General features: G+C 68.8%; 12 protein-coding genes and 1 riboswitch. Of the genes, 4 read left to right on the top strand and 8 right to left on the bottom strand.

Annotated features, from left to right (window positions below; genetic code table 11):
- The first annotated feature begins 20 nt into the window (after positions 1-20).
- The gene (locus AC3WTD_RS13460; protein ID WP_492614069.1) at positions 21-1355 is read left to right on the top strand and encodes a hypothetical protein; all 1335 of its coding nucleotides are present in this window, start codon (positions 21-23) and stop codon (positions 1353-1355) included.
- A 43-nt stretch (positions 1356-1398) separates the two neighbouring features.
- Positions 1399-3747 carry a beta-glucosidase gene (locus AC3WTD_RS13455; protein ID WP_492614068.1) on the top strand — a complete coding sequence of 783 codons (2349 nt, stop codon included), beginning with the start codon at positions 1399-1401 and terminating at the stop codon, positions 3745-3747.
- Positions 3748-3940: 193 nt separating this feature from the next.
- On the opposite strand, the gene AC3WTD_RS13450 is transcribed toward AC3WTD_RS13455, so the two are convergent.
- The 3 genes from AC3WTD_RS13450 to AC3WTD_RS13440 form a co-directional block, all read right to left on the bottom strand.
- Complete coding sequence (locus tag AC3WTD_RS13450) at positions 3941-4546, bottom strand: YncE family protein (RefSeq protein ID WP_492614067.1); 606 nt, start codon at positions 4544-4546, stop codon at positions 3941-3943.
- Positions 4480-4971, bottom strand: a complete 492-nt coding sequence (locus AC3WTD_RS13445) for a YncE family protein (RefSeq protein WP_492614066.1) — start codon at positions 4969-4971, stop codon at positions 4480-4482. Before AC3WTD_RS13445 ends, AC3WTD_RS13450 begins: the two co-directional genes overlap by 67 nt.
- 147 nt (positions 4972-5118) lie before the next feature.
- Complete coding sequence (locus AC3WTD_RS13440; RefSeq protein WP_027492659.1) at positions 5119-5523, bottom strand: VOC family protein; 405 nt, start codon at positions 5521-5523, stop codon at positions 5119-5121.
- 208 nt (positions 5524-5731) lie between these two features.
- A riboswitch (glycine riboswitch) is annotated at positions 5732-5832 on the top strand.
- A gap of 39 nt (positions 5833-5871) precedes the next feature.
- Here AC3WTD_RS13440 and gcvP point away from each other — a divergent pair.
- Positions 5872-8760: an aminomethyl-transferring glycine dehydrogenase gene (gene gcvP / locus AC3WTD_RS13435; protein WP_492614065.1), complete on the top strand. Its 2889-nt coding sequence runs from the start codon at positions 5872-5874 to the stop codon at positions 8758-8760.
- An 87-nt stretch (positions 8761-8847) separates the two neighbouring features.
- Here the strand turns inward: gcvP and AC3WTD_RS13430 are convergent, their stop codons facing one another.
- From AC3WTD_RS13430 to AC3WTD_RS13410, 5 genes are all read right to left on the bottom strand, one after another.
- Positions 8848-9237, bottom strand: a complete 390-nt coding sequence (locus AC3WTD_RS13430) for a hypothetical protein (RefSeq protein ID WP_027492661.1) — start codon at positions 9235-9237, stop codon at positions 8848-8850.
- Positions 9238-9281: 44 nt separating this feature from the next.
- Positions 9282-10220, bottom strand: coding sequence for a sensor domain-containing diguanylate cyclase (locus AC3WTD_RS13425; protein ID WP_492614064.1), 939 nt, complete (start codon positions 10218-10220; stop codon positions 9282-9284).
- Positions 10221-10377: 157 nt separating this feature from the next.
- Positions 10378-10650, bottom strand: coding sequence for a hypothetical protein (locus tag AC3WTD_RS13420; protein ID WP_027492663.1), 273 nt, complete (start codon positions 10648-10650; stop codon positions 10378-10380).
- A 180-nt stretch (positions 10651-10830) separates the two neighbouring features.
- Positions 10831-11589, bottom strand: a complete 759-nt coding sequence (locus AC3WTD_RS13415; RefSeq protein WP_492614063.1) for an anti-sigma factor family protein — start codon at positions 11587-11589, stop codon at positions 10831-10833.
- Positions 11586-12077, bottom strand: coding sequence for an RNA polymerase sigma factor (locus tag AC3WTD_RS13410; RefSeq protein ID WP_027492665.1), 492 nt, complete (start codon positions 12075-12077; stop codon positions 11586-11588). The genes AC3WTD_RS13415 and AC3WTD_RS13410 overlap by 4 nt, the downstream gene beginning before the upstream one ends.
- A gap of 121 nt (positions 12078-12198) precedes the next feature.
- On the opposite strand from AC3WTD_RS13410, the gene AC3WTD_RS13405 reads away from it, so the two are divergent.
- Positions 12199-13446, top strand: a complete 1248-nt coding sequence (locus tag AC3WTD_RS13405; RefSeq protein WP_492614062.1) for a S8 family serine peptidase — start codon at positions 12199-12201, stop codon at positions 13444-13446.
- The last annotated feature ends 29 nt before the right edge of the window (positions 13447-13475 follow it).

Below are 13475 nucleotides of genomic sequence, written 5' to 3'. Positions count from 1 at the left end.
CCGTGCAACAGGCTCCCGCCATGGCGCATGCCGAACCACGTGCCATGGCGGGATGGCAACACAACATGGCGAGCTCCCCGGTTGCCGCCATTCCCGCGAAAGCGGGAGTGGCGGCCTTGTTCGCCTGCCTGCTGCTCGCCGCATCCACGGCAACGCCGGTGCATGCGGCAACCACGGCGTCCGCGACGCCCGAGATTGCAGCGCTCGAGCGTGCAGGCTGCGACGCCATCGCCGCGCGCGTCGATGCACTGCCGGGCAACACTCCGGTCTTGCTGCGCAGCTACGACAGCGAACGCGGGCAAGACGCGCCCGCCCTGCCACCGCTGCACTCAGCGGCGTTCACCTACGACAACGCACTCGCCGTCATCGCCCTGCTCGCCTGCGGCAGGCGGCCACAGGCGGAACGCATCGGCGAAGCGCTGCGCCTCGCGGCCATGCACGACACGCGCCTGCGCGATGCGTATCGCGCAGGCGCTGTCGCAGGCGACAAGCCCTTGCCGAATGGCTGGCAGGATGCGCGACGCAAGCAATGGGTCGATGCCGCGCACCAGTACTCCGGCGCGTACCAGGACGGCAGCTCCTGCGGGAACGTCGCGTGGACCGCGCTGGCGTTGCTGGCACTGCACGACGCCACTGGCGAAACGCGCTGGCGCGATGCCGCCGTGCATCTCGCCGACTGGGTCGTCGTCCACGCGTCGGGCGCGCACGGCGCTGCCGGCTTCCACGGCGGCATCGAGTCCTACCTGCGGGTGCCGCGCAAGGCATCGTGGAAATCGACCGAGCACAACATCGACCTGGCCGCGATGTTCACGTGGCTGGCCCGGATCTCCGCACCCGGCGGCGACTGGAACGCACAGGCGAAGCACGCCCGTGACTTCGTCGCGCTGCAATGGGATGCCGCGAGCGGACATTTCTGGACGGGCACCGAAGGCGACGGCGGGACGCCGCTGCGCTCGCCGTCCGCCCTCGATGTGCAGCTCTGGGCGCAACTCCTGCCGGACGCACCGAAGGCATGGCAGCGCGCGCTGGGCTGGGTCGAACGCAGGCATGCGGTCAAGGGCGGCTACGCCTTTACCGATGCCCGCGACGGGATGTGGACGGAAGGCACCGCGCAGGCCGCGCTCGCCTGGCGATGGGTCGGCGACGAGGCCAGTGCGGACACGCTGTTCGCCGCGATCGCGCAGCAAGCCTCGCCGGGCGGCTTCCTCTACGCCACGCCCGAGCCACGCATCGTGGCGCTGTATGCCTGGTACTACCACCGGCCATGCCTTGCCGCGACGGCATGGGCCGTGATCGCCGCATCGAATCGCAACCCGTACCTGCCGAGTCACGCGTTTGCCACCCGGCACCCGTGATGAGCATGCTTTCAATCTGTTCCGAAATAACGAAGGGGACGTCATGGCACTTCACAAGACCCGCATCGCTTCCTTGATCGGCATGGCCCTGCTGGCCTTCGGCGGGACATGCGCCAGCGCGAACGCGAGCGGCGACGCGTACCCGTGGATGAACGCCAGGCTGACGCCCGACCAGCGCGCCGATCTCGTGCTGAAAGCGATGACGCAGGACGAGAAGTTCCGCCTGATCCGCGTCGACTTCGCCGACACCGAGAACGGCCACGTGATGGCGCCGGGTGCGCTGGGTTCCGCCGGCTACGGCCCGGCGATCGCGCGGCTGGGCTTGCCGGCTATCCAAGAGAGCGACGCCGGTCTCGGCGTAGCCAAGCCGCACAAGCTCGGCGCCACCGCCCTGCCCTCGGGCCTCGCCACCGCGGCCAGCTTCGATCCGGCGATCGCCCGCGAAGGCGGCGCGATGATAGGTAGCGAGGCGCACCGCCGCGGCTTCAACGTGATGCTGGCCGGCGGCGTGGACCTGGTGCGCGACCCGCGCAACGGCCGCAATTTCGAATACGCGGGCGAGGACCCGCTGCTGGCCGGCGTGATCGCCGGCAACGCCATCGCCGGCATCCAGAGCCAGCACCTCGTCTCCACCATCAAGCACTACGCGCTCAACGACCTGGAAACCGACCGCACCACGCTGAGCGCGAATATCGACCGCGCCGCCGCGCGCGAGTCGGACCTGCTCGCCTTCGAGATCGCTATCGCCACCGGCCACCCGGGCTCGGTGATGTGTTCCTACAACCGCATCAACACGGTCTACGCCTGCGAGGACGGCTGGCTGCTCAACGACGTGCTGAAGCACGACTGGCACTACCCCGGCTTCGTGATGTCGGACTGGGGCGCGGTGCACAGCAGCGCGAAATCCGCGCTGGCCGGGCTGGACCAGGAATCGGCCGGCGAGACCTTCGACAAGGAGGTGTACTTCGACCAGCCGCTGCGCGCCGCGGTCGCTTCTGGCAAGGTGCCGCAGTCGCGCATCGACGACATGGCCCAGCGCATCCTGCGCAGCCTGTTCGCGGCCGGCGTGATCGATCATCCGGCCACGCAGTCGCCCATCGACTTCGCCGCCGACCGCAAGGTGGCGCAGCGCGCCGAGGAAGCCGGCGCGGTGCTGCTGCGCAACCAGGGCGCGCTGCTGCCGCTGTCCGCCGCGCAGTCCGTGGCGGTGATCGGCGGCCATGCCGACAAGGGTGTGCTAACCGGCGGCGGCTCCTCGGCGGTGCAATCGCCGCAAGGCAACGCGGTGCCGGGCCTGCCTCCTTCCGAATGGCCGGGGCCGCGCATCTACCAGCCGTCCGCACCGCTGGCCGCGATCAGCCAACGTGCGCACGGCACGGTGAGCTACGCCAGCGGCGAAGACATCGCCGCCGCCGCGAAGCTGGCGGCGCAGGCCAAGGTTGTCGTGGTGTTCGTCGAGCAGTGGGTGGCGGAAAGCTTCGACACGCCGCACCTCACCCTGCCGGGCAACCAGGATGCCCTGGTGGCAGCGGTGGCGAAGGCCAACCCGCGCACCATCGTGGTGCTGGAGAACAATGGTCCGGTCGCGATGCCGTGGCTGGACAAGGTCGGCGCCGTGCTGGAAGCGTGGTACCCCGGCGTGGCTGGCGGCGAGGCGATCGCGCGGCTGCTATACGGCGAGGTCGATCCTTCCGGCCGCCTGCCGCTGACCTGGCCGCGCGACGAATCGCAACTGCCGCGCCCTGCTATCCCAGGCGCAGGCCTGGCGTCGATCGGCCTGCCGCCGCAGGGCCAGCCGGCGCAGGACGTGGACTACAACATCGAAGGCGCCGACGTGGGCTACCGCTGGTACCAGCGCCAGCACCTCGAACCGCTGTTCCCGTTCGGCTACGGCCTGAGCTACACGCACTTCGACTACAGCGGCTTCGCGCCGCACGTGGCCAACGGCAAGCTCACAGCCTCGTTCACCGTGACCAACCGCGGTTCGCGCGCCGGCGTGGACGTGCCGCAGCTCTACGTGACCCTGCCCGGTTCGAACAATGCGCGGCGACTGGCCGCCTGGTGCCGCGTCACCCTCAAGCCCGGCCAGTCCGCGCATCTCACGGCCACCGCCGACCCACGTCTGCTGGCGAAGTTCGACGGCAAGAGCCAGCACTGGCAGCAGCCCGCCGGCGGCTACCAGCTGCAACTGGGCCATTCGGCGACCTCGTTCCAGGGTGGAGGCAAGGTGACGCTCACTGCAGTCTCCTGGGGCGCCGACGCGTCGCCCCAGGGTTCACCTCAACCCTGCGTAACGGGTAACCGCCGAGACGACACACCTTATCGGGATGTCAAACGAGAGCACGTTTCGCCAACTTGGATAACTCTGCCCTACCCCGATAACAGGGGCTAATCGCCCTCCGCCATCCTTGTTGGTGCCGGCCTGTCAAAGATCATTTGCGAGTCTTGACGGCTACTTCCGAGCCGGTAGAGCCACTCAAAAGCGGGGGACATCGCAGGGAGCAGCGCGCCTGAACAAGTGCACCGCGTCGTGGGATTCGGAGCGCGTGGGTTTCACGCGCTTTCGGTCGGGGCGATGAACCAGCCTAGAGCCGGGGCCGCGTGATTCGCAGCCTGGATTTGCCCAGCACAGGCTTCAACGGGAAATAGGCCTGGTGCGTGGTGCCATCCACGGCGACGACGTGGGCATTCGGGCCGAGCATCGCGGTAGCGAGCGGTCGAACGGCCTGCCCGGTGACTTTGAGGATCGACACCTCGCCGGATTCACCGGCCACGTAGAGCCAGCCTAGCGAGGCATCGAAAGCCAGGACATCCGGATCATCGGCAACGTCGAAGGTGGCCTGCACCTTTTGACTGGTCAGGTCCAGCACCAGCAACTTGCTGTTGTCCTCACAGGCGATGAAGGCCAGACGTGAGGCGTCATCAATGTAGAGGCCGTGATTGCCGACGGCTCCGGGAAGGCTGATCCGGCTGATCACCCTGTCGGTAGCTGGGTCGATTTCCACCAGCTGCTTGCGAGTCTGCACGTTCGCGAAGATGTGCCGGGTGACCGGATCGTACTGGGTGTTGCCCACCACGCCGCCCAGCGGGATCGTGGCCACCCGGGCGTTCGACCGTACGCCGATCACGGTGTCGGTGCCACCGTGTTCATCGGAGACATACAGCTTGTGCACGTACGGGGCATAGGCCATGCCGTCCGGATAATCCCCGCCGGCGTGCGCGCAATGATCTTGAAGGTTTTGGCGTCGATGGCGACCACTTCATCGGCGCCGGTCGCCGAGGCGTATACCCGATCCAGCTCCGGCACATACAGCACACCGTGGACGGAGCTGACGTCGGGAATGGTCGCCACCACCTTGCGCTGGGCGGTGTCGAACACGACGACGGCGCTGTCGCCCAGATGCGCCAGGAAAAGAAGATGGCTTCGTTGGTCGACGCTGGCGTAGTCCCAGCGCGTGGCTCTGCCGGGCAATAGCACCTCCGCGAGCGTGGTCAGCGGCAACCGGCTACCCCGACCGCCCGCGCTGCTGCATGCGGGGGTGGCCACGAACAAGGCCGCAAAGGCCATCAGGGACGTCAAGCCCAGGCGGAGAGCGCGATCTGTCTCGAGGTTCATGCGCCGACACTCATGTCCAAAGTACCCATGCTACGCGCCAGGTGCGTTGCCATGGGGACCACCGGGCGCGCCTCCGCGACTGCCGCCGCACCAGCGTGCCGTTCTGCTGCAGCCCTGTCCGCCGTTGCAAGCGAGCCTCCCAACGCTCTAGGAAAATCCCCCCTTCAGCTCGATCATGTTGCCCTGCGGGTCGTACAGGTAGATCGACGGGCCTTCGCCTCTCGCGCCGTAGCGCGAACCCAGCTCACCGATACGCACGCCATGCGCCTGCAGGTGTGCCACGATCGCCGCCTCGTCGTAATCCTCCACGCGCAGGCACAGGTGATCCATGTTGTGGCCTTCCCTGCCCGGCGCGGCGCCACCATGGCGGCCGAGCTTGCCGTCGATGGACACCAGGTCGATCAGCGAGGCGCCGGCACGCAGTTGCACCAGGCCGATCTCGTCCTGCCGGCGTTCCTCGCTGCAGCCGAGCACCTCGCAATAGAAGCGTTGCAAGGCGGCGACGTCGATGGCGCGCAACACCACGTGGTCGATTTCGCCGATACGGATCATGGGAGCTCCGGTGGGCCGGGGAACGGGACGTCCGAGCATAACGCGGGAGCGTTCCTGAACCACACCCCGGCAAGCAGCAACACGCACCGCTCGCCCTGTATAATCGCCGCGGTAAACGCATGGTGGGAGAAGCAGGCGGCCCCAGACCGGGGGCGCCCGCTGCCGAAGACGCAACGCCCGTAATCGCTCAGGCCCCATACCATCCTGCGGCAAACACTCTGGAGAGACCGGTTGAATCCGGCGCCGAAGGGGCACGAAGCGCAGCCATCGCGTTTCCAAACTCTCAGGCAAAAGGACAGAGGGGCGCCCCGCGTGCGGCACGGCACGCGAGCCTTCGGATGCCCACCCATGAGCCCCAACCCCCCTTCCCTGCGCGACCTCGAACACCACGGCGCGTTCATCGAGCGCCACATCGGCCCGGACGACGCCGAGATCGCGCAGATGCTGCATGTGATCGGCCACGATTCGCTGGAGTCGATGACCGACGCGATCGTTCCCGGCGCGATCAAGTCCGCCGCGCCGCTGGCGTTGCCGCCGGCGATCACCGAAGAGGATGCGCTGGCGAAGATCCGCGCGATCGCCAGCAAGAATCAGGTGTTCCGTAGCTTCATCGGCCAAGGCTATTACGGCACCCACACGCCGAACGTCATCCTGCGCAACATCCTGGAGAACCCCGCCTGGTACACCGCTTACACGCCGTACCAGGCGGAGATTTCGCAGGGTCGCATGGAGGCGCTGATCAACTTCCAGACCATGTGCGCCGACCTCACCGGCATGGAGATCGCCAACGCCTCGCTGCTGGACGAGGCCACCGCCGCGGCCGAGGCGATGACCCTGGCCAAGCGCTCGTGCAAGTCGAAGTCGAACGTGTTCTTCGTGTCGAACGGCGTGCACCCGCAGACGCTGGAAGTGGTGCGCACGCGTGCCGAACCGCTGGGCATCGAGCTGGTGGTCGGCGCAGATGCCGACGCCGCCGGCACCGAGGCGTTCGGCGTGCTGCTGCAATACCCGGACACCTTCGGTGGCATCCACGACTACCGCGCCATCGCCGACGCCGTGCACGCGCGCGGCGGCCTGGTCGCGGTGGCCACCGACCTGCTTGCGCTGACCCTGCTCGCCGCGCCCGGCGAGTGGGGCGCCGACATCGTGGTGGGCAATTCGCAGCGCTTCGGCGTGCCGTTCGGCTTCGGCGGCCCGCACGCCGCGTTCATGGCCTGCCGCGACGCGTACAAGCGTTCGATGCCGGGGCGCCTGATCGGCGTGTCGATCGACGCCGAAGGCAAACCCGCCTACCGCCTGACCCTGCAGACCCGTGAGCAGCACATCCGCCGCGAGAAGGCCACTTCCAACATCTGCACCGCGCAGGTGCTGCTGGCGGTGATGGCCTCGATGTACGCGGTCTACCACGGCCCCAAGGGCCTGGTCCGCATCGCCCGCCGCACGCATCGCCTGGCCGCGATCCTCGCCGCTGCGTTGCGCCAGGCCAGCGTCGCCGTGGGCAAGGAGTTCTTCGACACCCTGCACGTCACCGGCGTGGATGCCGCCGCGCTGCACGCCAAAGCCGCCGCAGCACGCATCAACCTGCGCCGCATCGACGGCGGGAGCGTCGGCGTCAGCCTCGACGAGAGCACCACGCGCGCCGACGTGATCGCGCTGGCCGCCTTGTTCGGCGGCAACATCGCGGACATCGATGCGCTGGACGCCGCCACCGCCGATGCCCTGCCTGCAGCCCTGGCGCGCAAGAGCGCGTTCCTCACCCACCCGGTGTTCAACACCCACCACAGCGAGCACGAGCTGCTGCGCTACATGCGTGCGCTGGCCGACAAGGATCTGGCGATGGATCGCACGATGATCCCGCTGGGCTCGTGCACCATGAAGCTCAACGCCACCGCCGAGATGATCCCGATCACCTGGCCGGAGTTCGCCAACATCCACCCGCTGGCCCCGGCCGCGCAGGCGCAGGGTTACAAGGAGCTGATCGACGGTCTGGAAGCGATGCTGGTCGAGTGCACCGGCTACGACGCGGTCAGCCTGCAGCCGAACTCCGGCGCGCAGGGCGAGTACACCGGGCTGCTGGCGATCCGCGCGTATCACCGCTCGCGCGGCGAAGCGCATCGCGACATCTGCCTGATTCCCGAATCCGCCCACGGCACCAACCCGGCCTCGGCCCACCTGTGCGGCATGACCGTGGTGGTGACCAAATGCGACGCCAACGGCAACGTCGACGTGGAGGACATCCGCGCGCAGGCCGGGAAGTATTCGGACCGCCTCGCCGCGCTGATGATCACCTACCCGTCCACGCACGGCGTGTTCGAGGAAGACATCGTGGCGATCTGCGACATCGTCCACCAGCACGGCGGCCAGGTGTATACCGACGGCGCCAACATGAATGCACTGGTCGGCGTGGCCAAGCCCGGCAAGTGGGGCTCGGACGTATCGCACCTCAACCTGCACAAGACCTTCTGCATCCCGCACGGCGGCGGCGGCCCGGGCGTGGGCCCGTGCGCGGTGAAGTCGCACCTGGCGCCGTTCCTGCCCAAGGCCTTCGGTGCGGACGGCGTGCGCACGCATGGCAGTGGCAGCAACGCGATGGTGAGTGCGGCCAGCTTCGGCAGCGCGTCGATCCTGCCGATCTCGTGGATGTACATCGCGATGATGGGCGCGGAAGGCCTGCGCAAGGCCACCCAGGTCGCCCTGCTCAACGCCAACTACATCGCCCGGCGGCTGGCGCCGCACTACCCCACCCTGTACACCGGTCGCAACGGGCTGGTGGCGCACGAGTGCATCCTCGACCTGCGCCCGCTCAAGGACGCCACCGGCATCGGCGCCGAGGACGTGGCGAAGCGGCTGATCGACTTCGGCTTCCACGCGCCCACGCTGAGCTTCCCGGTTTCCGGCACCCTGATGGTGGAACCGACTGAGAGCGAATCGCGCTACGAGCTGGACCGTTTCATCGACGCGATGATCCAGATCCGCGACGAGATCCGCGCGATCGAGGAAGGCAAGCTGGAGCGCGAGGACAACCCGCTGAAAAACGCCCCGCACACCGCCACCATGGTCAGCGGCAGCGAGTGGACCCATGCCTACCCGCGCGAACTGGCGGTGTTCCCGCTGGCCAGCCTGAAGCTGCAGAAGTACTGGCCGCCGGTGGCCCGCGTCGACAACGTCTACGGCGACAAGCACATCCAGTGCGCCTGCATTCCGGTGGATGCGTACAAGGAAGAAGCCGAGGCTTGATCGGCCGCGCCGCTTCGCCCAGGCAGGACGCAGGAAGGCCCCGCACGCGGGGCCTTCCTGCGTCGGTGGCGATGCCGACGCAGGGCGTCAATCCCCAGGCGACATGCTCATCTCGAACGACGTGTAGAACGGCGCGCGCGGCGGGGTGAACAGCGAGAGCGTGCCCAGCTGCTTCTGGAAGCAGACGGCAAAGTCGGAGCTGCCCTCGCGCCACGTCGCGGCCACCTTGCCGGCCGCGTCCAGTTCCACCACGACGACAAACGGCGGCATGCCCGCCGGCCCCATGCCCCCTGCGCAGGCCGTGACGATCCGCTCGATCGCCGCCTTCTGCGAGGCGAGTAGCGCAGCCGACTGCGCTTTCGACACGGAGGCCTCGTCGCGATCGGCCAGCGCCTTGGCATCGGCGTAGGACTGGGTTGCGGCAAAAACCGGCAGCGCGAAAATGGCCAGCGCCGCGAAAAGAATGATCCTGCCCATGCTGTTCTCCATCGGAATGTGTTCGCCGGATGCGAACGCCAGGGCTACCCCGCCACGATGCGGTTGCGGCCGTGTTGCTTGGCCTGGTACAGCCGCTTGTCCACCGTGTCGATGAATGCCCGCCCTTCATCGTCGTAGCCCGGGATCATGCTGCCCACGCCGAGACTGATCGTCAGCACGGGACCGATCGGCGACGACGCGTGCGGAATCTGCTCGGCCAGGATCAGTTCGCGGCAGCGGTCGGCGAGCTTGGCGGCAGCCGCCGCGTCGGTTTCCGGCAATACCAGCACGAACTCTTCGCCGCCGAAACGCGCCAGCAGGTCGCGTGCACGCGTGGCCGCCGAACTCAGCAGCCGTGCCACCCGCTTGAGGCAGGCATCGCCCTCCAGGTGGCCGTAGCAGTCGTTGTACTGCTTGAAATAGTCGATATCGATCATCAGCAGCGACAATGGCTGCCGGTTGCTCCGCGCGTTGCTCCACTCGAGCTCGATGATCGCGTCGAAACGCCGCCGGTTGGCCACGCCGGTCAGGCCGTCGCGGAAGGAAAGCTCCTCCATCTCCCTCTGCAGGCTGACCAGCTGCTGCTCGGTGCGCTTGCGCTCGCTGATGTCGAACATGAAGCCGATCAGCGAATCGACCGTGCCGTCGGGCCGGCGCACCACGTGCACCACGTCGCGGATCCAGACGTAGTGGCCGTCGCGGGTCAGCGCGCGGTAGTCGGCCTCGTGGTCCACTCCTGCCTGCGACTGCGCCACGCAGAAATCCACCACCCAGTCGCGGTCTTCCGGATGCATGCGGCTGGCCCAGTCGCCCACGCTTTCCCAGCTCGACGGCGCCCAGCCCAGCAGTGCCTCGATCTGCGGCCCGATGTAGGCAAACTGCTTGCTGTCCCAGTCGATCTTCCACGGGATCGCCCGGGTCGATTCCAGCAGCGTCCGGTAGACAGCGCCATCGGCCTCCACCCTGCTTTCAACATCCACCATCTCGCCGCCCCCGGAAGTTCGTGCCCGCCCCTAGCCTGAGGCGCATATATATCAGGCCAGCGACGCGCCAGCACGCCGCGCTACCGTCCATCGCGCCGCGGCACGACCGGCCCGCGCCACGCGGTCTGCGCGGGTGCCAGCGACGCTCCGCGGTCGCCTATGCCCCAGGCTCGGGTTCGGGCTGCATCTTCGCCAGTTGCTCGTCCAGATCGTTGATCACCGTCTCCAGCGCCTCGTGCAGTTGCCCCTGGCGGTCCATCAGGTCGGCCAGCTTGTCCGCCTGCTTCAGCCTGGACAATTCGCCGTCGAACAGCAGCCACGCGGCGGTCAGCGTTTCCACGTTGTTCTTCGAGTAGTGCCGCATCTCCTTGAGCTGCGCCACCGTGTCGGCAAGCTGATCGATCGGCTTCTTCGCATTTTCATCGGACACGGATGGTTCCTCCCGGCAGGTGGAAACGGCCATGCAATGTCCCGACGCGCCGGCTGTCGCAGCACAGCGCACCGGCCCAGGCCGTTGCCCCCACGGTAGCGACGCGCCTGCGAAGCGCAGGTCAACTTCCCGCTCAGGGTCCGTTGCCCCCCGGCGGCGGTAATGGCCGTTGCCGCACAGCTAGCGCCAGCCGGCGTCGCGCGCGGCGCGCTCCTGCCGTGCGTCGAACACGTTGCCGCGCAGGCGGGCATCGACCGCGGCCTGCACCGCAGGCGGCAGGGCGCTCGCCGCCTGGCGCAATTCGCCGCCTTCCGGCGCGGCCGCCGTACCGAGCACCGGCAGCTCCCAGCCCGTGTCGCCATGGCAGGCAAGGCCGGCTCGGGCTGGCGCAGGGTGCAGCACGAAGGTGCGGCAGATACGCCCGTCGTTGCTGCGGAAACTCAGGCCAATCGACACCAGGGCCTTCGCATCCGGTTCGCTCGCCAGTGCATGATCGAGCGCGCGCTCCAGCACGCCGGCGGCGAACGACTGGTCGCCCTGCATGCGCACCAGCTCGCCGCCGGGTCGCCACCACCACAGGGCCACGGCGAGCAGCGCCACCGACGCGGCCAGCGCGGCGCCCGGCACGAACCAGCGGTGCGGCGCGCGGCTGCGCTTGGCGCCCGTGCGGTGCCCGCCCGCAGACGCGACGCGTGGCGCGGCAGGTATCGCCGCCTGCGCAGCCGGCGGCTGCAGCAAGGCGGACAGCCGCTCCGGCACCGGTTCGTCGAGCACCGGATCGAACGCGGCGCGCAGCTGCGCGCGCACGGCACGCGCCTGCCGCACGCGGCGGGCAAGCACGTCGTCGTGCGTCAGTGCGGCATCGACGCGCGCGGCGTCGGAGGCGTCGAGTTCGCCATCCACATAAGCCTGCAAGGTGTCGTCGTCGATCGGGTTCATGCGTCTTTCCCAAGATGGGCCTGCAAGCTAGCGCGGGCGCGAGCCAGGCGACTGGTGACGGTGCCCACCGGCACCTCGAGCAGCTCGGCGGCCTCGCCGTACGACATGCCCTCGACCAGCACCAGGGCCACCACTTCGCGGTGGTCGGGCGGCAACGCCGCCAACGCCATCGCCAGTTCCAGCTGCTGCGCGGGTTGTGCGCTGGCGCGGTCGGCAGCCATCTCACCGGCTTCCTCGGGCGCGAACAAATGTTGTGTCCGGCCACGCGCACGCAGTTCGTCCCGCCAGGCGTTGCGCGCGATCGCAAACACCCACTTGTCCAACGCAGCGTCCGGCCGCCACTGCGCGGCACGAGCCAGCGCGCGTTCCAGCACGATCTGCACCAGGTCGTCGGCGTCGGCGACTTGGCCCGCCAGCGCCCGCGCCAGACGGCGCAGGCGCGGCAGCAGCGGGATCAGTCCTTCGCGCACGGCGTCGCTCGCATTCACGCATCACCTTCCACTACGTCCGAACGGGAGGATTCCTTCCCTCGCCCGCATCGGCGCAGTTCGAGGGCGTAAAGCGGGCCCATGCTAGCATCCGGCCCCGTTGCTCCCGAGGCCCACGGCCATGCCATTGCACCGCCCGCCCGCCATGCTCGTCCCGTTGCTGGCCATCGTGCTGGCCGTGGCCGGCGCGACGCCGGCGCGAGCGCAGATACTCGGACCGGTGCAAGGTCTGCCCAACCTGCAGGTGCCCGGCACGAACCTGCCCGCCGTCGTTCCGACGTCGCCCTTGCGCAGCGTCGACGACCTGCTGCGCGGACCGCTGGCCATCACGCGCAAGTTGCAGATTGAGACGCTGTTGCGCAGGGAACCCCGGCGCGTCGACGTCGACCCTCACGGCGCCCCGGTCCTGCGTGGCGAGTTCCTCGCCATGGGCTTGTCGGCGGCGCAACGCGATGCGGTGCAGGCGCTGGGTTTCGTAGTGGATCGGGAAGCGTCGGCGGACGCAACGCTGGGGCTGGATTTCGTGGTCCTGCACGACACCCGCGGACGCAGTACGGCCAGGGCCCTGCGCGCCCTGCAGCAGGCCGTGCCGGGCGCGGCATTCACTTACCAGCATCTCTACCTGCCCGCCGGCCAGGGCGACGTGGCCGGCGCGACGAGCACAGCGACACCCTCGTCCGGTGCACCGGCACAACGCGTAGGGCTGATCGATGGCGGGGTCGACCCGACCGACCCCGCGCTGGCACGCGCACGCATCGAGCGGCACGGCTGCAAGACGGCAAACCCGTCGCGGCACGGCACCGCGGTCGCCGCACGCCTCGTCGCCGGCGACCCGGACACGCTGTATGCCGCCGACCTGTGGTGCGGCGACGCGGTCGGCGGCGCCACCTCGAATCTCGTTGACGCGCTCGCCTGGATGGCGCGCGAGCGCGTGGCGGTGGTCAACATCAGTCTGGTCGGCCCGGACAACCCGGTGCTAGCGCGCGCGGTGCAGGCGATGATCGCGCGCGGCCATGTGCTGGTCAGCGCGGTCGGCAACGATGGACCGGCGGCGCCGCCGTTGTTTCCGGCTGCGTACCCGGGCGTGATCGGCGTCAGCGGCGTCGATGCGCACGACCGCGTGCTGCCCGAAGCCGGCAGCGGCGACCAGGTGGATTTCTGCGCGTCCGGCGTGGTCGGCAACGGCCGCAACGCACTGCGCGGCACCTCGTTCGCGGCGCCGATCGTGGCGCGAAAGGCCGCGCAGCTGCTGGGCGCGCCCGACGCGGATGCCGCTGCGCAGACGCAGCAGCAACTGGCCGGCGAGGCCCGCCATCTGGGCGCATCGAACCGCGACCCGCGCTGCGGCTATGGCTTGCTGTCGCCCTGAAGCTGAACACCAACCAACTGCAGCCCGCC

The organism is Rhodanobacter sp. FW106-PBR-R2A-1-15 (assembly GCF_058789735.1).
This window is presented reverse-complemented; position numbering and strand designations above follow the sequence as displayed.